The organism is Caldithrix sp. (assembly GCF_056497305.1).
Window position 1 is genome coordinate 1 of sequence record NZ_JBSMDE010000057.1, and the last position, 22,690, is coordinate 22,690.

Annotated in this window: 15 protein-coding genes and 1 pseudogene; 13 read left to right on the forward strand and 3 right to left on the reverse strand. The window is 46.3% G+C overall.

Translation table 11 applies throughout. The features are described from left to right. The 3 genes and pseudogenes from ACWB0I_RS04660 to ACWB0I_RS04670 all read right to left on the reverse strand — a co-directional run. A pseudogene (locus tag ACWB0I_RS04660) lies at positions 1 to 534 on the reverse strand (DNA-methyltransferase); the annotation flags it as partial. Positions 535 to 953: 419 nt separating this feature from the next. Beyond that, complete coding sequence (locus ACWB0I_RS04665; RefSeq protein WP_479386874.1) at positions 954 to 1,637, reverse strand: response regulator transcription factor; 684 nt, start codon at positions 1,635 to 1,637, stop codon at positions 954 to 956. After that, positions 1,638 to 2,639, reverse strand: coding sequence for a sensor histidine kinase (locus ACWB0I_RS04670; protein WP_479386875.1), 1,002 nt, complete (start codon positions 2,637 to 2,639; stop codon positions 1,638 to 1,640). 96 nt (positions 2,640 to 2,735) lie between these two features. On the opposite strand from ACWB0I_RS04670, the gene ACWB0I_RS04675 reads away from it, so the two are divergent. The 13 genes from ACWB0I_RS04675 (at position 2,736) to ACWB0I_RS04735 (ending at position 22,688) form a co-directional block, all read left to right on the forward strand. Beyond that, complete coding sequence (locus ACWB0I_RS04675; RefSeq protein ID WP_479386876.1) at positions 2,736 to 4,220, forward strand: B12-binding domain-containing radical SAM protein; 1,485 nt, start codon at positions 2,736 to 2,738, stop codon at positions 4,218 to 4,220. A gap of 562 nt (positions 4,221 to 4,782) precedes the next feature. Beyond that, positions 4,783 to 5,748 carry a glycoside hydrolase family 130 protein gene (locus ACWB0I_RS04680; protein ID WP_479386877.1) on the forward strand — a complete coding sequence of 322 codons (966 nt, stop codon included), beginning with the start codon at positions 4,783 to 4,785 and terminating at the stop codon, positions 5,746 to 5,748. 12 nt (positions 5,749 to 5,760) lie between these two features. Then, entirely contained in the window at positions 5,761 to 7,188 is a 1,428-nt protein-coding gene (locus ACWB0I_RS04685) for a peptidylprolyl isomerase (RefSeq protein WP_479386878.1), read from the forward strand. Positions 7,189 to 7,432: 244 nt separating this feature from the next. Continuing rightward, positions 7,433 to 8,578: an MFS transporter gene (locus ACWB0I_RS04690; protein WP_479386879.1), complete on the forward strand. Its 1,146-nt coding sequence runs from the start codon at positions 7,433 to 7,435 to the stop codon at positions 8,576 to 8,578. Between the two features lie 144 nt (positions 8,579 to 8,722). Next, positions 8,723 to 9,844 carry an ROK family protein gene (locus tag ACWB0I_RS04695; RefSeq protein ID WP_479386880.1) on the forward strand — a complete coding sequence of 374 codons (1,122 nt, stop codon included), beginning with the start codon at positions 8,723 to 8,725 and terminating at the stop codon, positions 9,842 to 9,844. Next, entirely contained in the window at positions 9,845 to 10,807 is a 963-nt protein-coding gene (locus ACWB0I_RS04700; RefSeq protein ID WP_479386881.1) for an ROK family protein, read from the forward strand. Positions 10,808 to 10,898: 91 nt separating this feature from the next. Next, positions 10,899 to 12,260: a glycoside hydrolase family 47 protein gene (locus tag ACWB0I_RS04705; protein ID WP_479386882.1), complete on the forward strand. Its 1,362-nt coding sequence runs from the start codon at positions 10,899 to 10,901 to the stop codon at positions 12,258 to 12,260. Further along, complete coding sequence (locus tag ACWB0I_RS04710) at positions 12,257 to 14,764, forward strand: DUF4838 domain-containing protein (RefSeq protein WP_479386883.1); 2,508 nt, start codon at positions 12,257 to 12,259, stop codon at positions 14,762 to 14,764. The genes ACWB0I_RS04705 and ACWB0I_RS04710 overlap by 4 nt, the downstream gene beginning before the upstream one ends. 13 nt (positions 14,765 to 14,777) lie before the next feature. Continuing rightward, entirely contained in the window at positions 14,778 to 15,884 is a 1,107-nt protein-coding gene (locus ACWB0I_RS04715) for a carbohydrate-binding family 9-like protein (RefSeq protein ID WP_479386884.1), read from the forward strand. Between the two features lie 210 nt (positions 15,885 to 16,094). Continuing rightward, complete coding sequence (locus ACWB0I_RS04720) at positions 16,095 to 17,108, forward strand: WG repeat-containing protein (protein WP_479386885.1); 1,014 nt, start codon at positions 16,095 to 16,097, stop codon at positions 17,106 to 17,108. Between the two features lie 124 nt (positions 17,109 to 17,232). Continuing rightward, positions 17,233 to 18,348: a glycoside hydrolase family 10-like protein gene (locus ACWB0I_RS04725; RefSeq protein WP_479386886.1), complete on the forward strand. Its 1,116-nt coding sequence runs from the start codon at positions 17,233 to 17,235 to the stop codon at positions 18,346 to 18,348. A 34-nt stretch (positions 18,349 to 18,382) separates the two neighbouring features. Then, the gene (manA, locus tag ACWB0I_RS04730; RefSeq protein ID WP_479386887.1) at positions 18,383 to 19,585 is read left to right on the forward strand and encodes a mannose-6-phosphate isomerase, class I; all 1,203 of its coding nucleotides are present in this window, start codon (positions 18,383 to 18,385) and stop codon (positions 19,583 to 19,585) included. 19 nt (positions 19,586 to 19,604) lie between these two features. Further along, positions 19,605 to 22,688, forward strand: a complete 3,084-nt coding sequence (locus ACWB0I_RS04735) for an alpha-mannosidase (RefSeq protein WP_479386888.1) — start codon at positions 19,605 to 19,607, stop codon at positions 22,686 to 22,688. Positions 22,689 to 22,690 lie beyond the last annotated feature (2 nt).

Sequence of the window (22,690 nt, forward strand, 5' to 3'; positions counted from 1 at the left end):
GCCTAAGGGATGGCCGGATAACTGCCCCCGATTGGGGCCTTTAAAGTGCTTTTTGTTCGGATACTTTTGTGGAACCCTTACAGCATCCAGGTTAAACGTGTACGTATCACTTTTTGTGAACCAGAGAATGACATCGTAACGGCCGGAAAAACGTTTTTTGGCATGTAAGCCATGACCAAAATGCCAGATAATTTGGTTTCTCAAATGTAAATTGAATCTGGCAAAAATAGGGTAGAGCAGGATATCCAGCGGGATGATTTCTTCTTTATTGACATAATTGCCCACCTGCCAACAAATACTTCCCCGGGGGGATAATGTCCGGACTCACTCCGTAATGATTTTTTCCTGCTGGGACAGGTAAATGTCCATGTCCAATTTTTCTTCATAAGCTTTGTTTAAATTGTAAGGAGGGGAGGTCACGATGAGTTGCATTTGTTCATCGGGTATCTGGGATAACAGCTCCAGCGCATCACCATTAAACAATACTAAACGTGAATCTTTGTTAAAATGTGCATCGATTTTTAATGTTTCCATATCTCAAATTTACTAAAGATTTCTGATTTTTCAAAAATATACGAAAAGGCAGTTGTTTCCATCAATCAACACCGAGAACACTAAAAAAGCCATGAATGCTCAAAAAAGAAACGTGGGAAGTGTAAGAGATTCCTCTTCCGATAAATCGGGATTCAGAAGGACACTCAGCATCATTTAACTATTCAATCATTCAACTAATTAACTATTACACTCTTAACTCTTACACCCATACACTTTTCCACGCCAGAGGAAAATTTGTCCTGTAAAAGTTTTCCCAGTGTACATTGTAAGAGAAGCCCCATGTCGAACAGATGTGCGAAGATAAAAAGTACATCAACAATGCAGCATTCCTGTTGAACAATAAAAAATTTCGGCCCTCAATAGGCTACTTTTTATGAAGGAAATATCACGAATCCATTTTATTCCGGAATCATGTACCCAATGCCTCTGATGCTTTTAATCCAGCGCGGAGCAGTGGGATCGTCTTTTAAATATTTGCGTAATCGAGCAATGAAAATATCGATGGTTCGCGTTTCAACCTCTGCATCGGTCTGCCACACATTTTTTAGCAGCTCCTGGCGAGAAACCACCTTACCCCGGTTGAGCAAGAGATAGTGTAACACATTGGCTTCCATCTGCGTTAAATCAATTAGTCCATCAGGACTTTTAATCTGTAGGGCTTCCAGGTCAATTTCATGAACACCCAGTTGATATTGTTTGGTATCTTGTTTTCGGTACCAGCTCTGGCGTTGCAAAATACGTTGTACGCGTAAAAGAAGTTCATCCAGGGCAAAGGGCTTGGTCAGATAATCATCTGCTCCGACTTTTAGTCCGGTAATGCGATCTTTCTGGGTGCGTCGAGCGGTTAAAAATAGAATGGGCAATTGTTCTGATTTTTGACGAATGTATTGGGCAATTTCAAAACCATCATGAAAAGGTAACATGACATCCAGGATGATCAAATCAAAAGTATGGTGTTGAATGAGCTCCAGAGCCTGTTGACCATCGCGGGCCAGGGTTACGCGGTAGCCCTCTGCTTCGAGATTGAACTGTAATCCTCTGGCTAGCGATTCTTCATCTTCTACGAGTAAAATGTGTTTCATCTACAGAAGCCCTCTTTTTTTGACCGGCTTAAAAAGAATGTCTCTTTTGCTGTTTTCGACAGCGGGCAATTGAATGGTAAAGGTTGTGCCCTTGCCGATCCCTTTACTAAACACCGCTATTTTCCCCTCGTGGAGACGAACGATCTCGCGGACATGGTAAAGACCTAAACCCGTCCCACGAACATTGGGGAGATGGGGGCGATTGACTCTGAAAAATTTCTGAAAGAGATGTTTCTGATCTTCGGGATGGATACCGATGCCCTGGTCCTTAAATTCAATGAACACGGTTTTATTCTTGCTGTAAATTTTAATGGATATGTGCACATCGTTGGTAGCGTATTTGAGCGCATTGTCAAAAAGATTACTGAAAACAATTTGCCAGGCGTCCTGATCGATTTTAACCTGGCAGTCACACTCGATGGAGAGTTCGACCCGGGAAGGAGGAATTTTGAATTGTTCCATGCTGCTCTTAATCAATTTGGGAAAAATTTGTTTGACAGAGAGCGTTTCCCGGTTGAATAATTTTTTTCGCTGTTCGATTTGAGAAATATCGAGAATGGCATCAATGACTCTTTTTAATCGTTGGGTATCTTGCAGCATGCGGTCTAAAAATTCTTTTTGGGTTTCGCGATTAATTTCCCGTTTAGACATGGTTTCCAGATAGAGCTGAATCGAGGCCAGGGGAGATTTTAGTTCGTGTGTAAAATTGGCAATGAAATTTTCGTAAAGCAGGTTGATGTTAATCTGCCGTGTCAGAAAGATGAAAACAAAGTACATGCCAGCCAACAAAAAGATAAGGAGGATTAAACCGATGATTAGGGTAAACAATTGCACGCGCGTAGCGGACTGAAAAAATTGCGGCAAATACTTGCGGCCAAATTCTCTTACCATGGAATAATTGGAAACATACCAGTAAATCCATAGCCCAAGCAAACTAAGCCAGATGATCTGCATGGCAATGAAAATTAAAAGAGGGTGTTTGAAATTGATGCGTTTTTTCATCTTCGTTTTACATTTCTTTTACAAATTGTTACGCCTATCGTTGTTATTTTTAGTTTAACAATTTTTAATGGGAAAAAAAAGAAAAAAGAGGTTCCCATGAATGCCTTGCTGGTTTCCCCCCGTACGCCCACCACATTCTGGAGTTTTCGCCACGCTCTGAAATTTATCTCCAAAAAGTCTTCTGAACCACCCCTGGGCTTGCTGACCATTGCCGCCATGTTGCCGGAAAACTGGGCCCTGAAAGTTGTGGACATGAATGTCTCCGAATTAACAGACCACCATTTAAACTGGGCAGACATCCTCTTTTTAGGGGGCATGAATATCCATCTGGAGTCGATGAAAGCGGTTGTGACTCGAGCCAAACAGGCTGACTTAAGAGTGGTTGTAGGCGGGCCTCTGGTCACCACCGATCCCCATCTGCTAAAGGGCGCAGACCACTACATTTTAGGAGAAGCGGAGAACATTTTATCCCGTTTTTTAAAAGACCTGGAAAAGGGACGCGCAAAGCAGTTCTACCGTACTCAACAATTTCCAGACATTGGGCAAACGCCCATTCCACGCTGGGACCTGTTGGACATCCACCAATATGCCAATTTAAGCTTACAGTTTTCCAGAGGCTGTCCTTTTAACTGTGATTTTTGCAATGTTACGGTTCTCAATGGGCATAAACCGCGCACAAAGTCGGCGAAACAGTTTTTAGCCGAATTGCAGGCCATTTACGATAGCGGCTGGCGGGGGAGTGTCTTTGTGGTTGACGATAATTTTATTGGTAATCGGAAAGTTTTGAAATCAGAAATTCTTCCGGCCATGATTGACTGGATGGAGGCGCATCACCGGCCTTTCTCCTTTATTACCGAAGTTTCGGTTAACCTGGCGGAGGATGAACGCTTAATGCAACTGATGGTTGAAGCCGGTTTCGATTCGGTCTTTGTGGGCATTGAAACGCCCAATCAAGCCAGCCTGAGCGAAAGCAATAAGAAACAGAATACCGGAAAAGATTTAGAGCAGGCCGTTAAAAAGATGCAACAAACCGGATTGATTGTGAGTGGCGGCTTTATTGTGGGTTTTGATCATGATCCACCGGAGATTTTCACCATTCAGAAAAATTTCATCCAACAAACGGGTATTATTACGGCCATGGTAGGTTTGCTGAATGCACCAACCGGAACGCGTTTATACAAACGCATGAAAGAGCAGGGACGCCTCATTAAAACCATGAGTGGCGATAATATGGATGGAAATACCAATATTCTGCCGAAAATGGATTTGCAATTCTTAAAAGAACAGTATCAGAAGCTGTTGGAACAATTGTACGCACCAGATGGTTTTTACAGGCGCTTAAAAGTGTTTTTAAGCCATTATCGCATTCCGGAATGGAAGAAAGCAGGAAAGGTATCGTTTACTGAAATAAAGGCCTTCCTTAAATCTCTGGTGATCCTTGGCCTGTTTGAAAAGGGTCGAATGCAATACTGGCGGATTCTGTTCTACGCTCTGTTTAAATTCCCGGAAAAATTTGCCCTCACCGTGCGACTGTCCATTTTTGGCTATCATTTTAGACGCGTAGCTTCAAGATTGAGTTAACATATTAAAATACTTCTTTCAAAACTTCTATCCCGCATGGTGGGATGCCAAAATTTTTGTGCTGTGTGAGGGAGTAAAACCGTTTAATTGTTGATTTGTTGAATGGTTTATTTGTTGAATGGTATGATGTCCCGTCCCAGTGAATCGCAATTTCCACTGCGTTCTAACCGGTTGTAGCTGCCAGACAATTAAGAAAATTTCACACACAAGCCTTCCCTCTCTCCCAGATTTTTATTCTGGGAGAGGAGGATCGAGGGAGTGAGGGCTAATTCGTGAAATGACTTATGCTGTTAGAAGAGTAAAGTTAAGAGTATATGGGGGTAAGAGTTAGATGGTTCCTGGGCACAGGCCTGTCATTTTTTAAAAAAAATTTTTGGTTGCAGCAGCGCTGCCTTAGTTTACGTCGAAATCTTACCATTTAATTTTCCTCATATTCCAAAAATTTGTATATTTAATCTATTCGGGCGGTTAAAAATAGTTAGTATTTTATCAAAATAAACCGTATATTAATGGCCAATATGAAATCGACAAGTAGTTTTAATTTCAGGGAAATGCAGAAACGATGCTAAAACGATTTCCGGGAAATCCCATTATTACCAGAGTGGACATTCCTGATATTCCTCCCCATTTGTGCGATGTCTCATCGGTCTTTAATCCGGGTGCTGTAAAAATTGGTGATCAATATATTTTGTTGTTGCGTGTGCAAAACAGAGGACGAGAAACCTTTACCCTGAAAGCCGTGAGTCAGGATGGCTTACATTTTACGGTCGATAAGCATCCTGTACAATTTTCGGGGCTGGAAAAAATTAAAGATAAAATTTTTCACCTTTACGATGCCCGGCTTACCGTGCTGGACAACACATGCTACATCATGATGGCCATGGATATGGAAGACGGCTGCAAGCTGGGCCTGGCTCGTACCGATGATTTTGAAAATTACACTTTTATGGGGATTGTTGCACAGGGCGATGTGCGTAACGGGGTGCTGTTTCCTCAGAAGATCGGCGGTAAGTACCTGCGCCTGGAACGTCCCAATAAACAGGCCTTGTCTGGAGGGGTTATGTCCGGAACCGAAGTCTGGCTTTCTGCGTCTAAAGACCTTCTGCACTGGGAGGAGATAGGGCCGGTTTTTCAGGGGCGCTTTCACTATTGGGATGAAACCATTGGTTCCGGTCCGCCACCACTTAAAACACGGGCCGGCTGGTTACACATTTATCATGGCGTGGCACACCACTTTGGCTCTGTCAGCATCTACCAGGCCGGAGCGGTGTTGCTGGATTTACAAAATCCGCAGACTGTTTTGGGCCGTACGAGACAAAATATTCTGGAACCGCGAACGATGTATGAATTAACTGGCCAGGTGCCCAATGTGGTTTTCCCCAGCGGAATGATTTGTGAAGCCTACGATGATCAGGGCTTTGCTCTTGAGGATGCCGAACTAAAAATTTATTATGGGGCGGCTGATACCGTGGTGGCCCTGGCTACTACGAAAGTAAGTCATTTGATCAAAGCATGTTTAGAGTATTGATGGAGGATGCACATGATACAACTGAAAAGGGTATTGATTCTGGTTCTGATCGGTTTATTTGTTCTGATTTCCTGTAAAAAAGAAAAGCAACCCAAAGTACAACATGAGTGGATTGCCCGGGTCGATTCTTTTGACCTCTGGGCTTCACGGGTGGACCATGCTTTTGAATACAGTAAAGAGTACAAAAAGGCCAAAACGATTACGGAGGATTTGATCAAAAATTACATCCGTCACTATTTTTTAGATCCTTTGTACTTGTTAGCGGAAGCAAAATCCATGGGCCTGGACAAAGATCCGCAGTTCCTGAAAATCTTAAAAAAGAGAAAAATTGAAGAAATGACCAAGCCCGAGGGCCCACTGTTCAAGGCCGTTGTTCCGGAACATTTTGACGTGGACCAAAAACAGCTGGAAATTTTGTACCAGCGCTTACCCTACCGACTTACTTTGCAACAAATCCTGGTAACCTCAAAATCCCTGGCCGATTCAATATTTGAGGCTTTGATCAATGGAGCGGATTGGGATGAGATGGTGCTTAAATATTCAAACGACCTGTACACGGCGCATAAGCAAGGTGTTCTCTCCAACTATTTGGTGCCCGGAATGGCTGCTCCGGAATATGAGGACGTGGCCTTTAGACTGTGGCAAATCGGACAGATTTCTCAACCGGTTAAAACCGATTTCGGCTACCACATCATCCGTTTGATGTATCGAGAAAAATTAAAGGTTGGATCCATTGAAGAAGAAAAAGCCAGGTTGGAAGAAATCGCTCAGCAATCGGCCAGAAACCAATTCTTAAAAAAATACATCCATTCGCTCTTCGATCAATTCCATCTCACAACCAATAAAAGCTTGTATCCCGTTTTGCTCAAAGCCTTTGAACGAAAAGGGATTTTTGGGAGCATCAATCCTGAAAAAATCAGTGACGAACAATTGAACCTGATCTTTATCAAACATGATAAAGATTCAATGACTTTAGGAGACTTTGTACAAGCCTACAATGCTACCGATCGCCATGAAAGATATCGTCTGGAAAGACCTGAAGACATCGATATCATGGTTAAAAAAATTATTACTCCGGAATTGATGTACTATGACGGGCTGGCGCGGGGGCTGGACAAGGATCCTAAATACCAGAATTTTATTCGTTACCATTACCGACATGAGTTAGGACAATTGGCCCAAAAGAAACTGATTGATGAGGCCATTGTTATTTCCGATTCAGAAGTGAAGGAGTATTTCGACAAGCACCGGAATTTGTGGAAAAAGGACAGGTTTGAGGATGTAAAGCCCTATGTCCGAAATCGGTTATTTGTGGATAGAAGAAAAAAATATCGTAGCGAGCTCATAAAAGCGCTCCGCGAAAAATATCCGGTGGAATTTAATGAGCCTATTATTAAAGCCTTTGTAGAAAAATTCAACAAGAAAAAACAGGGCGCCTGATCGTAAAGCAAATGATCTTCGGTTAAGAACGCAAAGGGGGCAACAGGAGGTTTCTCCATTGCATGGGTGGCTGCCAGCATAAATTAAGTCAGGCGAAAATCAAATTGCTTTAAAAACAGAAACGATTGTAAAGACCGGGCATTTGGGTGGGGATGTTGTAATACTAGAAAAACTCTGGTAACCATAGATCACCGCGTTGACTTGCCCGAGGAAACATATGCTAACCAAAAAGGAGGATGAGAACATGCGTCGTTCAGCCCCAATTTTTTTGGCTTTTCTGGTAATGGGTTTCGGAGATGTGGTCGGTCCGCTGGTGGGATTGGCCAAGGAAGAATTTGTTCTCAGTAACACCGTGGCCTTTTTTCTGACCTTTGTGGGATTTATCATGTTTGGCATTCTGTCTGTGCCAATGGGCATCTATCAGGATCGTAAAGGGAAAAAGTTTGTTTTGCAATTGGGTTTGTTTATTGCGCTATTAGGTCTGGTATTGCCGATTATCAGCATGAAGACCTTTGCCCTGTTGCTGTTGGCTGTGCTCTTTTTGGGGGCTGGAGCGACCATTTTGCAGGTGGCAGGCAATCCGATTATGCGCGATGTTTCAGAGGAGGGAAAATATTCGCGTAATTTGAGTTTGGGCCAGTTTGTAAAAGCCATCGGTTCGCTTAGCGGCCCGGTTCTACCCGTGCTGGCGGCGCGTTACTGGAACACAGACTGGAAAATCGTCTTCCCCATTTACAGCGTCATTGTGCTCATCACCCTGATTTGGGTCTCCGCCTTGAAAGTGGAAGAAAAAAAGCATGAAAATGAAAAACCGGCTACTTTGAAATCCTGCCTGGCCTTACTGAAAAATAACTATGTTCTTTTGATGGTGCTGGCCATCTTCCTTTATGTCGGCGCTGAAGTGAGTATGAGCTCCGGAATACCGCTCTACCTGGAAGATCAGTTTGGAATCAATATTCAGAAATTGGGACTATTGGGAACGGGACTGTTTTTCACAGCGCTCATGTTCGGCCGATTCCTGGGAGGCGTTTTGTTAACCTGGATCAAGCCCAAACCGTTCTTTATTGCCACCAGTGCAGTTGCCGTTGTATCCATCCTCATGCTCTTTTTGGATAGCGAAGCCCTGGCCGTGGTGGCCGTCATCCTCATAGGGCTGTCCTTTGCCAATATTTTCCCGCTGGTCTTTTCTATTACGATTGATCACATGCCGGAAAAGACCAATGAACTCTCGGGATTAATGATCATGGCTATTGTAGGTGGCGCCATTGTGCCCCCTATCATGGGGATGGTGTCAGATCTGGCCTCTTCTGCCATGGTCGGTTTTCTGGTGCCGCTGGCCGCTATTGGCTATGTGACCTACGTAGCCCTGTTTAACCTGAAAAAAGCATGAGGGCCTTTCTTTTTCAATTGTAGACGCCCCGAGATAGAGGCGCTGAGACATTTTTTATCGTTTGAAAATAGAAGATTTTTCGAAATAACCTGCAGGTGCATTTTGCAAAAGTCTGTTTAGATGATTTTTAAAGGAGTTTAACGAATGAGTTACCGCAGCGACGAGCGCATTGTAATGACCCTGGATGCCGGGGGCACCAATTTTGTTTTTCAGGCCATTCAGGGGAATAAAGAGGTCGGACAAGCGATCCGTCTGCCTTCCAATGCTCACGATCTGGAATTGTGTCTAAAAACAATCATTGATGGCTTTACTCAAATCAAGCAGCAACTACCTGCCGAACCCATTGCCATCAGTTTTGCTTTTCCCGGTCCGGCAGATTATCCCCGGGGCGTCATCGGCGATCTGGGAAATCTGCCGGCCTTTCGAGGAGGCGTTGCCCTGGGCCCCATGCTGGAAGATCATTTCAAACTGCCGGTCTTCATCAATAACGATGGCGATCTTTACGCCTATGGCGAGGCGCTGGCCGGTTACCTGCCCTTCATTAATGGATTATTGGAAAAGGCTGGCAGTCCCAAGCGCTACAACAATCTGGTTGGTTTTACACTGGGTACAGGTTTTGGCTGTGGTATTGTGCACAATGGCCAGCTGTTTACAGGAGACAATTCGGGCGCCGGGGAGGTGTGGTTGTTGCGCAATAAGTTGCATCCCGAGATGAACGTTGAGGAGAGCGTCAGCGCCCGGGCGGTGCGTCGCGTTTATGCTCAGCAGGCCGGAATGGATTTTGAACAGGCACCAGAGCCCAAAGAAATCTTTGAAATTGGCATGGGACAGAAAGAGGGCCAGCAACAGGCGGCCATTGTTGCCTGGGAAACTTTTGGCGAGGCGCTGGGCGATGCCATAGCCGATGTTTTGACCCTGATCGACGGCATAGCGGTCATCGGAGGCGGCCTGGCTGGTGCACATCCCTTGTTCTTTGGTAAAATGATGGCCGAATTGAATGCCCAATATCGCAATTTTAACGGCGCTACCTATCGAAGGCTTTCACCGGTCGTATTTAATCTTGAAAATGAAACAGATTTGCATAAATTTCTGAAGGGCGAGACCCGCGAGGTAAATGTGCCCGGCAGCGAGCGTAAGGTTGTCTATGACGCCCTGCCTCGCCTGGGGGTGGGCATCTCAAAAATAGGTACGAGCAAAGCTGTGGCGTTAGGCGCCTATGCCTTTGCCCTGAATACCATTGATGGAAACGGAAACAGGAGAACGTGAATGGCTGCCAATGATTTTGTACTGGGTATTGATATCGGCGGAACCAATACAAAGGTAGGTCTGGTTGACCAGAATGCTAAGATTCATGCCCATTTTGATTTACCTACCGCTTCGGAAAAACCGGCTGATGATCTTTTCCGGCGGATTTTTAAAAAATTGGATGAACATTTTCAACAATTTTCTCTAAAAGCTGAAATTAAGGGGATTGGCATCGGGGCGCCGAACGGCAATTATTTTACCGGCTCAATAGAAAATCCACCCAACTTACAGTGGGAAAAAGTGAATCTGGTCGAACTGGCCAGAGAACATCTTGACGTGCCTGTAGCGGTAACCAACGACGCCAACGCCGCAGCCCTGGGAGAAATGCTTTTTGGCGTGGCCAGGGAGATGAAAAATTTTATTGAAGTGACTCTGGGAACCGGATTGGGGAGCGGCATTATTGTAAATGGAGAACTGGTTTACGGGCACGATGGCTACGCTGGAGAAATGGGCCATGTGATTGTCGAAAAAAACGGTCGTCAGTGCGGTTGCGGGCGACGCGGTTGCCTGGAAACCTATGTTTCGGCTACCGGTCTGCGGCGCACGGTTTACGAGTTATTGGCCCGGGAAAATGGAGAGAGTGTGCTGCGCGATATCCCCTTTAATGATCTGACTTCAAAAATGGTGTATGACGCGGCCCTGAATGGCGATCCGATTGCCCTAAAAAGTTTTGAATTCACGGGTAAAATTTTGGGTGAAGCGCTGGCCGACGCCGTGGCATATTTCAGTCCGCAAGCCATCGTACTGTTTGGGGGAGTGGCCGCAGCCGGTGATTTTATCTTTATTCCCACAAAAAAGCACATGGAAGCCAATTTGTTGGCCATTTACCGTAACAAGGTGAAGATCATACCCTCCGGTTTACCGGAAAGTGATGCAGCCATTTTAGGCGCAGCTGCGCTGATTCTGAACGAGTTAAAGGCTTAATATTACCAGCCCCGCTTGCAAATCCGAATAGCCGGGGATTTTTTTTATTTCAGGTATGTTAATTTTTAAAAGAAACTAAAATGGGAGATTAATGAAAAAACTTTTGCTCTTCTCCTGGCTTTGTCTCTCTCTTTTAGCTTGCAAGCCCAATGAAAAACCACAACTTAAAGATCATCCTCTGGCCGATTCGGTCAAAGCTGAATTTTTACACGCCTGGCAGGGGTATTGGCAATATGCCCGCGGAACAGATGAGTTAAAACCCCTTAGCAAGCGGGGCCACAACTGGCACGACCAATCCCTGCTCATGACGCCGGTTGATGCTTACGATACCATGATTTTAATGGGCCTTGAAGCCGAAAAACGGCAAGCCAGGTCACTCATTTGCTCGCAATTGAATTTTAACAAAAATTTTAATGTTAAAGTTTTCGAAATTAATATTCGTTTATTGGGCGGCCTGCTTTCAGCCTTTCAATTGGAAGGCGATTCCTGTTTTCTTAAATTAGCCGTCGAGCTGGCCGATCGCTTGCTGCCTGCCTTTGATTCCCCGACCGGCATGCCTTACGTATTCATCAACCTGACTACGGGGCAACCGACTGGAAAAATCAGCAATCCTGCAGAGATTGGCACGTATGTGGTAGAGTTTGGAATGCTATCCAGGCTAACGAAAAATCCCGTCTATTACCAGAGAGCAAAACGGGCGCTCCGGGCGCTTTATCAACGAAGATCAAATATCGGTCTGGTTGGAACAACCATCAATGTCGAAACCGGCGAATGGCTGGACCGTGCTTCACACATCAGCGGGATGATCGATTCTTATTACGAATACTTATTAAAAGGCGCCATTCTTTTTGAAGACCGGGAACTCATGCAAATGTGGAAAAGCAGCATGGCAGCCGTCAACAATTATTTGAGGCAGGAAGTGAATGGGCGCTTCTGGTATGGTCGCGCCGATATGGACAAAGGCGAGATCACACAAACCTGGTTTGGCGCACTGGATGCCTTTTTCCCTGCCGTGCTTGCTCTGAATCAGCACGTGGGGTTGGCCCAACGTTTGTGGCAATCCTGCTATGCCATGTGGCAATTACATGGCATTGAGCCGGAAATGATCGATTACCAAAAGATGGAAGTGGTTTCGCCGCCTTACTTTCTGCGACCCGAAGTTATTGAATCAACCTATTATCTCTACTATTTCACCCATGACGAAAAATATCGACAGGCCGGTAGAATCATGTTCGAAAGTCTGAAAAAATTTTGTAAAACAGAAATCGGTTACGCTGCTCTGTCCAATGTGGTAACCAGGGAAAAATCGGATGCCATGGAAAGCTTCTTTCTGGCGGAAACCCTAAAATACCTGTACCTGCTTTTTAAACATCCTGATTTTTTGGATCTAAACAAAGTTGTCTTCAATACAGAAGCCCATCTCATGTTGAAAACCAGGGAGCTTCAAAAATGAGACTCAAGCCTTTTTTTATGATTGTGTTTGGGATGTTTATGAGCTGGCAGTGCCAGCGCAGCATCCCGCTGAATGCTTTAAGAAGCTGGGAAATCGTTAGCAGTCCAGACGCCATTCCCGCGGAAAACTTTGCAGCACGTGAGTTTCAATCCCTCTTTAAACAAATAAGTGGGGTAGAACTACCGATTGTTTACAAGGCGTCCGCCGATAAAGGACATATCTTCATCGGCCCCTCGAAGTCTTTACAACAGAGCTCTATGGTTACGACGGCAGACCATTTAGGTGAAGAGGGACTGCGCATTAACATTTCTGATAATGAGATAGCCATTGTAGGCGGACGTCCGCGCGGAACTCTGTATGGTGTGTACGAGTTTTTTGAACGCTATGTTGGCCTGCGCTTTCTCACCGAAGATCACACCTATTTTCCTGAAAAGAGCGATCAGATTCGATTACCCAAAGAATCTTTTAGCTACATCCCTCCGCTCATCTTTCGCTGGCCTTATTATGGTCAGGTGCGCTTCAATCACAAGTTTGCCGCGCGTTTACGGGTCAACACAACCGTGACCGAAGACAGTCTGGGAGGCAGCACCGGACAGCGCCTGATCAATCATTCGTTTCACCGGCAGTTGCCTGTGAAGAAATATGAAAAGTCTCATCCCGAATACTTTGCGTTTATTGATGGTAAAAGGGCGCTGGACATGTGGGGCGGTGGACCTCAACCCTGTGTAAGCAATCCTGAAGTGATGGATATTATTACCCGGGCCGTGGTCGATGAGATTAAAGAACATCCAGAATACAACAATTACTCAGTCAGTCAGAATGATAACGATGCCTATTGCCGATGCGATTCCTGCGAAGCCATTAATCAGAGAGAAGGCTCCCCCATGGGCGCGCATCTGCGGTTTGTGAATACCATCGCCCGGCGTATTAAAAAAATATTTCCGGATAAAAAAATTGGTACCCTGGCTTACTGGTACACACGTAAGCCTCCCCGGCATCTAAAACCAGCTGACAATGTGCAGATACAACTGGCCGATATTGAAGCCTGCCGCGTTCATGCCATTAATGATCCGACCTGTGAAAAGAACAAAGGCTTTTTAAAAGATCTGAAGGGCTGGGCGGGCAAAACCAACCAATTGTTCATCTGGACCTATATGACCGATTTTCGTTATTACGATTTGCCTTTTCCAAATCTGAAGAGTATTAGCCCCAATTTACAATTTTATGTGGATCATGGCGTTCAGGGGGTGTTTGCCCAGGCCCATGGTGGAAGCAGAATCGGTGATTTAAGCGACCTGCGTGTCTATGTGATTGCCCGCTGTTTGTGGGATCCGCAAAGGGACGCCTGGCAGGAAGCGCAGGAATTTTGTCGGTTGCACTACGGGAAAGCCGCCCCGGCGGTGCTGGAATATCTGGACTTCATCCAGCAAAATGCAGCGGACAAGGGAATTCATCCCACCTGCTTTGCCACGCCCAAACAATTAGGATTGGACAGAGAGGTGGCTCTAAAGCTGCTGGACATTTTTAAAAGAGCAATGGCCCTGGCAGACAATGAGCAGATCAAAAGACGCGTGGAAAAGATTTCGCTGAGCGCCTGGCGGACCTTGATGGAAGCCGGAGCCGAATTCAAAGTGGAGCATAATCGCCTGGTTCGGAAATACCCTCCACCGTATTCCGATGCCATTGACCGCTATGTCGCTCTGGCCGACAAATACCATTTGGAAATGCCGGACGAACGCACAAAATGGGCCGATTTCAAAAAAGTGCTGATTGAGCAGTACAGGGAAGGAATGCCGGTCAATGTTCTGGAAAACGACTACTGGCGTTTAATTTTCGAAAAACAAAAGTCGGGCCGACTACTTGAGCTATTTTACAAACCCAGAAAGATTAACTTTTTACTGGCCTACGATGCCAATTTGCGTTACGGTACTCTGGAAGAATGGTTTGGCGAAAAGATGGAGGTGAAATCCTTTAAAGGGGAAGTTAAAAGTTTTACAGAAAAAGGGAAATTGGTGCTGCTCAGGCCATTGCAAAACGGAACCGTTTACAAACGAACGATTTTCTTCGATGCTCAGCATCCGTCGGTCATCCATTTTCAAAGCGAATTTGTTCATTCAGCCCCCAAACCGGCCACCTATCAATTGGTGGTGCATCCGGAATTCAATGTGGGCAGTTACGAACACGACTGGCAGAAGATCGGAGCTTATGTGTGGAAAGATGGACACTGGGTGCAGTACAATCGGCAGTTGTGGCAGGATCATGGACCCGACACGGAATTATTGCTCACCGCAGTTGGGGGCGGCCGGCATGCCTTTTACAATCACGAACAGCAATTTGGCCTCATTGAACAATACGACGCACATGGCGTCCAGAAATTACGGACCTGGTGGGTGCCCGAGCAAAAACAACTCAACCTGGAAATTAAAACCAGCCCCGTAACACTTAGTAAAGGCCAGACCTGGCAGTTTAACTATCAATTAAAATTCTGGGAAACTTTTGAGTAGAGGAGAGTTGCCGATGTTTAAATCTGTGGTACTTATTTTCTTGTTAAGCGCAGTGTTGAATTTGTTGGCCCAGGATGCCTTTCCTACGCCCAGGATTCCGTTCAATCCCAAAACCTATGTTTGCTATCGCAGCCAGGGCCCGTTAACCATCGATGGCAATTTGGATGAAACCTCCTGGCAGAAGGCGCAATGGACGGATGATTTTGTCAACATTGAAGGCCCTCTGAAACCGGCCCCGCGCTTTAAAACGCGGGCCAAAATGTTGTGGGATGATCACTACTTTTACGTGGCTGCCCGGTTAGAAGAACCGCACGTCTGGGCCCGGTTGAAACAACGCGATACAGTCATTTTTTACGACAATGACTTCGAAATTTTCATCGATCCTGATGGTGATGCGCACGAATACTACGAATATGAAATGAATGCCTTAAACACCATCTGGGATTTGCTGCTGATCCGGCCCTACCGTGATGAGAATGGAGCGGTGAATGCCTGGGATATGCAGGGCATTAAACACGCCGTATGGATCGATGGGACGCTCAATAATCCACAGGACAAAGACCGGGGCTGGCAGGTGGAAGTGGCCATCCCCTGGTCGGTGCTCAAGGAGTGTGCGCACAAATCGGCGCCACCGCAGGACGGCGATCAATGGCGTGTCAATTTTTCACGCGTGGAATGGAAGGTGAAGGTTGAGAACGGCCGCTATGTCAAGAAAAAAAATCCGCAAACAGGCAAACCCTATCCGGAGGACAACTGGGTCTGGTCGCCGCAGGGCTTGATTGCCATGCACTACCCGGAGATGTGGGGCTTTGTGCAGTTTTCAAACCATCCGGTCGGGCAGGGCAGGGCTGCCTTTGTCTGGCATGAGGAAGAAGATGTAAAATGGGCGCTGTACCAGATTTATTACGCCCAGAAAAAGTATTTCGCCCGCAACAAAGCCTATGCTAACGACTGGCAACAGTTAGGTTTGAAAGCCAGGAAGTTTGTGAACTATCGCTGGCCGCCGATCATTGAAACGACCGCTTCGCTCTTCGAGGCGCGCATTCTCAGTAAAGATGGTCGTTCGGTGTGGCATATCCGGCAGGACAGTCGTGTCTGGAAATCCGGAACAGAGCGGTAATCTCTTGAGCCGCGCTGCAGTAGCCGAAGGTTCAAGGCCAGTGCTTTCTAAAAAGGGATTCTTGTTTGCGAGGAATGACCATGAGAAATGGTAGCCACAGGCTATAGGCCGGCGGTTTGTGGAATAGGATTGCCCTTTCAATTTTGTTTTGAAGAATTACAACTTTCTTTTATATTGATGGCCGAAAGCAAACTAAAACGAGGTGAAACGATGAGATGGATTTTCCTGAGCTTTTTCTTAATCACTGTACTGGCAGCCCAGAACAATGATTACCGTTACCGTATTACGGTTAACGGCAAATACGGCTTTATCAATCAGGAAGGACAGGAGGTCATTCCGCCCCAGTTTCATGAATGCGGTGCATTTAATGAGGGACTGGCCCGTTTCCGTCATTACGACAAATGGGGCTTTATCGATTTGCAGGGCAATAAAGTCATTCCGGCCCGCTACGATGAAGCGCTCGATTTTTCCGAAGGGCTGGCCGCCGTTCGCAAGGGACGGTTCTGGGGTTACATCGATCAAAAAGATTCGTTGGTCATTCCCTTCCACTACACCAAAGCCTTAACTTTTAAAGAAGGTCTGGCGCCGGTGAAAATGGGCCGGAAGTTCCTGTTCCTATGGATCAATCAGGGCTTTGGCTATATCGATCAAAACAATAAAGTGGTGATCCCTCCGGCTTACAACTTTGCTTACCCTTTTTCTGAAGGGCTGGCCGTCGTAAGTTTTACCAAAAAGCTGTTCTACCTCATTCCGTTGCATGTTCAGCGAAATGTTATTGATCATTCCGGAAAAGCGGTGATAGAAACCGCTTACCAGGGAATTACCTCTTTTGCAGAGGGCCTGGCGCGTTTTCAGGAAAAGGGATTGATCGGTTTTCTGGATAAAACAGGTCAAATTGTCATTGAAGCGCAGTTTGACAATGCCTCCAATTTTTCCGAGGGACTGGCTGCTGTTAAATTAGGTAAACAGTGGGGATTCATTAATAAACAGGGCAAATTCGTCATTCCGGCGCAATTCGATTATGCCCTATCATTTTCCGAAGGCCTGGCGCCTGTGAAACGCGGGACGGAATGGCTGTTCATTGATCGCAGCGGAAAACAGGTCATCGCTTCAACTTTTGAAGCCTGCGCTCCCTTCCACCATGGCCTGGCCCATGTGCGCTTAAACGGTACCGTCGCTTACATTAATAAACAGGGCCAAGTGGTCTGGCCCAAAAGTCGTTAAATCCATTCTTTCATTTTCAAAGGTCTGAATGCTACAGGAACAAAATGGAACACCGGCTTCACAGTGTCGATAGTCGTACACAACGGGTGTGCGCTATTCACATCCATTTAAAATAGGGACGTGAATGAGAAGAAGAAGATTTTTAATATCCTTGAGCGCGTTTTTGACAGGCACGACTTTTTCAGCGGGTCTGGCGTTCAATTCCGCAGGCTTTGAATACTGGGTGTGGGTTCACGCCAATTGTCAAAATTCAGATGAAGAATGGCGTAACACTTTTAGGCGGTTCAAAAAGGCGGGGATTTCTGCCATACTGCTCAATGTGTACACCGGGCGAGATCAGTGGTTCAATGCCGATCTGTTTGCCACAAAACATTGTGATTTACTGCAACGTCTGCTTCCCATAGCCGCTGAATTTGATCTGCCTGTTCATGCCTGGATGTGGACCATGATCAATCCTTCGCCTGTTTTAATTCAGAAGCATGCGGAGTGGTACGTAATCAATCGCCTGGGGCAATCTACAGCCACGCATCCGCCTTACGTGGGATATTACAACTGGTTGTGTCCTTCCAGAACGGAAGTTCGCCAATACATCGCAAGTGTGGTGCGGGGCCTTTTGCAGTATAAAGCGCTGGCCGGCGTACATTTCGACTACATCCGCTTTCCGGACGTGATTTTACCGGAAGGTATTCAACCCAAATACAACCTGCAGCAAACAAGCGAAGAACCTCAATACGATTATTGTTATTGTGACGACTGCCGCCAGGCATTCAAAGAGCGCAGCGGGCTGGATCCTCTAAACATTCGGAGCGCAGCAGAACAGATGGAATGGAAACGCTTTCGGGAAAATCTGATTACCGACATCGTGAAAGAATTGGCTGCTGAGGTACAGGCTGCGGGTAAAATTGCCTCAGCCGCTGTTTTTGCCACGCCCCGGCTGGCCAGAAAATACGTACGACAAAATTGGGCAGAATGGCCTCTGGATTACATCTTCCCTATGATCTACCATCAGTTTTACAATCAACCGCTGGAGTGGATTGAGGAAGCGACGCGGGCCGGGACTTCTGCCATCCCCAAAAAACGTAAACTCGTTTCCGGTCTATTTTTAAGGAACATCAAACCTGAGCAACTGAAAAAAGCGCTGATCCTGGCCGAAAGGGGTGGTGCAGCAGGCGTGTCCTTTTTTGCCAATAATCATTTGATCAAAAAGCCGGAATATCTTAAAATCCTACAACAAATTTAAAAATTGGATGAACAAGAGAGGCGAGCCCATTAACATGGTGTCATTTAAAGTCAGACCCTATTTTTTGATCAATAAAATTCAAAACTATTCCTGGGGTACGTGTAATGAACAGGCCTTTATTCCTAGATTATTGAATATGCCGGTTGAACGCGATAAACCGTACGCTGAGTTGTGGATGGGCACCCACCCCAATGCCCCTTCGGAAGTTGAAGTGGAAGGCCGTACTATTCCCTTAAACGCTTTCATCAAACAGTTTCCACAGCAGATTCTGGGTAGAAAGGTCGTGGAACGCTTTGGGCCTCAGCTGCCGTTTCTTTTCAAAGTATTGTCTGCTGCCGAAGCGCTTTCCATTCAGGCTCATCCCAATAAACGCCAGGCAAAAGCGCTGCACCGGAAAGACCCTGAACACTACCCGGACGACAACCACAAACCGGAAATTGCCGTTGCGCTGGACGAACTAAGCGCGCTGGTTGGCTTTCGCTCTCTGAATGAGATTAACGCCGTTTTGCAGCGCTTTCCGGAAATAGCCGAATTTGCTGGTCAGCCGGAACGCGCTCTGGATTTTGAACATGACGGGCAGCAGAAATTCAGGCAGTTTTTTCAGACGTTGATGCTAAAATCCCAGAGAGATGTGATCGGTCTGGAACAGACTTTGTCCAGCATTGAACAAAAGATATTACAAAAGGATGAGGGCGCGGAACGGGATGCGTTGTTTTTAGAACTGCGCAAAAAATACGGCAGCGATGTGGGCCTGCTTTCCATTTACCTTTTGAATTTACTGCATTTAAAAAAAGGTCAGGGCGTGTTTTTAAAGGCTGGCGTGCCACACGCTTACTTAAAAGGCAACATCGTAGAATGCATGGCCAATTCCGACAATGTGGTGCGCGCCGGTTTAACGCCTAAGTTTAAGGACGTGCAAACGTTAATAGACATTTTAACCTATGAGACCGGTGCGGTGGAAATTTACCAGGGCGATGCGAAGGCAGAATTTACCTATGTGACCCCGGCAGAGGAATTTGCCATCAAACGCCTGTTTCTGAAGCGGGATCAGAACTCAGATTTTTCGATTCAGACGGTGCATATCATGATGGTTGTTAATGGTGGGGGCCGGATGATTTATGACGGAAACACGGTAGCTATCCGTAAAGGGCAGTCCATTTTAATCCCGGCTGAGATCGGTTTCATAAAATTGGTAAGCGACCAGACTCTGGAAGTATTCAGCGCTTTTGTACCATAAAACATTGAGTTAGTTAAATATGCATCCCAATGAAATCACCATCTATTTAGATCGCATTAAAAATTTCCGTAAGCGGCTGGAATCATTTTTTTACCCGCAAAGCGTACCTTTGCAGCTGGAATATACGCTTGTGCAACGGCAAAACATATTGCCCATTGACCAGGTTAAAAGGCTTCGGTTTACGCCAGTGGGTATTGGACAAAATTGGGGAGAGGCCTGGCAGGTGGCCTGGTTTCATGTAACCGGTCAAATCCCGAAAAACTGGACGGATCAGGAAATCGTTGCCAGGATTAATCTGGGAGGGGAAGGCTTGGTCTTTAACCGGCAGGGGGAAGCGCTGCAGGGCATTTCGCCTTATTCGGTACTGGACCCCAGTGCCAAAAGAGATGTGCTCTTCCTGCCAGCTACTGAAGAACAACAGATTGAGCTCTGGATCGAAGTCTCCTCTACGGCCATTCTGGGCATTCATCGCTCTTTCAATGCAGAGGAGTTAAATGGCGACCGATCTGGCTCGTATGAGTCGGTTGTACGATACGCCCATCTATCCACCTTTAACCGAAGCTTGTGGAACCTGGCCCTGGATCTGGATGTTTTATTGGGCCTTCTAAAAAATTTGCCACAACATTCTGTTCGTTTTGCCCGCATTTTAAAGGCAGTCAATCGCGCCTTTGCAGCGTTTGCTGACGATGTAAACCGGACAGAAGAAGCGCGATCCATGCTGCGCGAAGTCCTGCGAAGTCCGGCCTGCCCTACCGAACTTACGGCTAATGCTGTGGGGCATGCGCACATTGACACGGCCTGGCTGTGGCCCATGGATGAAACGATCCGCAAATGCGGCCGAACCTTTGCCAGTCAATTGGCCCTGTTAAAAAAATATCCGCAATATGTGTTTGGAGCTTCGCAACCACAACACTATGTGTTTGTCAAAGAACATTATCCTGCGCTATTTGAGGCCATTAAACGGCAGGTTAAAGAAGGCCGCTGGGAAGTACAGGGGGCCATGTGGGTGGAAGCCGATTGCAATTTGCTTTCGGGCGAATCGCTGACCAGGCAGATTTTGTACGGTAAAAACTTTTTTAAAGATGAATTTGGCATTGATGTCCAAAATGTCTGGCTGCCCGATGGCTTTGGCTTTGCGCCTTCTTTACCCCAGATTTTAAAACGCAGCGGCGTGGAATACTTTTTAACCCAAAAGCTCTCATGGAATCAGATCAATGATTTTCCCTATTCGCTGTTCATCTGGCAGGGTATTGACGGCAGCGAAGTGCTGGCGCACTTTCCACCGGAAAACATCTACCGCAGTACACTGTCGCCCGATTTTTTAATTAAAGGTCGCGACAACTTTGTGGAGAAAGATATTGCCGACGAATTTCTTTCCCTGTTTGGCATTGGCGACGGGGGCGGAGGCCCAAAGGAAGAATACATCGAAAACGGCCTGCGAATGCAGAATTTAGAGGGCGTGCCCAAGGTAAAGTTTTCCAGGGCAGATGCTTTTTTTAAGGCGGTAGAACCCTATCGCCCCGAGCTTCCGCTGTGGAAAGGCGATCTCTATCTGGAAACGCATCGCGGGACGTTTACTTCTCAGGCCCGTGCCAAAAAAGCCAATCGTCAACTGGAATTTAAACTGCGGCTGGCTGAAATGCTGGCTGCTTGCTTACCTCTGGATTCATATCCACGCGATCTTCTTGAAAAAAACTGGAAACGATTGCTGGTCAATCAGTTCCACGACATTATTCCCGGTTCCAGCATTCATGAGGTCTATCGTACAGCCTTTGATGAATACGATCGGATGTTTTCGGAACTGGACAAGTTGATTCAGGATAATGCACAACGTTTGTTTGAAAAAGATGCGAGCCATTTACTGGCTTTTAACAGTTTGCCTTTTGCCTGCGAAGAGGTGGTTTCCTTGCCAGCGGACTGGAAGGGCGCGCTGGATGAGAACAAGAATCCTCTGCCTCTTCAGCGTTCGGCCGGAAAGACACTGGTCAAATTGCAATTGCCGGCTCTGGGGTTTGTAAATATCCGGCGCCATACGCCTGATATAGAGCAAGATGAAAGCCAGACCAGCCAGCATGATCTGCTTCTGGAAAATGCCCGCATTCGCTACCGTTTTGATCAGACGGGTAAACTGATCGAGGCTTTTGACAAGGAAGCGCAGCGTCCGGTTCTCTCAGCCGGCCTGCCCGGCAATCTGCTGCAACTTTTTGAAGACCGGCCCAACAGCTGGGATGCCTGGAATATTGATCTCTTTTATGAAGAACAACTACTGGAAATCGTGGAGGCTCATGCTTATCAGCGGGTGGAGTCCGGACCTTTGCGCAAAGCCCTGAGTTTTAAATACCGCATGGGGGCTTCTACAATGGAGCAAACGGTTTTTTTACGGGAACACAGTAAACGGCTGGATTTTGAAACCCGCGTGCAATGGAACGAACGTCATCGGATGTTGCGCGTAGCTTTCCGCGTGAATATCAATGCAGCGCATGCCACGTTTGATGTTCCCTACGGATATTTTTCCCGGCCGACGCATCGCAATTCCGCTTTTGAGCGCGCCCGCTTTGAAGTTGTGGGACACAAATATGCCGATCTTTCTCAGCCGGATTACGGAGTGGCCCTGTTGAATGACTGTAAATATGGCTACAAAGTACATGACAATGAATTAAACTTAAATTTGCTCCGTTCGCCTACCTATCCCGATCCGGAATGCGATCTGGGTGAGCACGTCTTTATTTACAGTCTGCTACCCCACACCGGAGACCTGGTGCATTCCGATGTAATGCAGGAGGCCTTGCAATTAAACCAGCCGACGGTGCTTTTTGAGGGATTTAAAAAAGAAAAAGATGCGCTGCCTCCACTGAGTTTAAGCGGACAGTACGTACATCTGGAAGCCTTAAAAAAGGCGGAAAAAGAGGAGTGTTTAATTCTGCGCCTGGTCGAAGCGCGGGGCATGAAAAGCCACACCTATTTGAATTTTCACCGAATGCCCAGACAAATTGTTGAAACGGATTTAATGGAATGGCACACTCTGAAAAACTATGCCATAGGCCCCATCGTCCGTCTGGAATTTGAACCCTTTGAAATTAAAACGTTGAAAATCTTTTTTTAAGA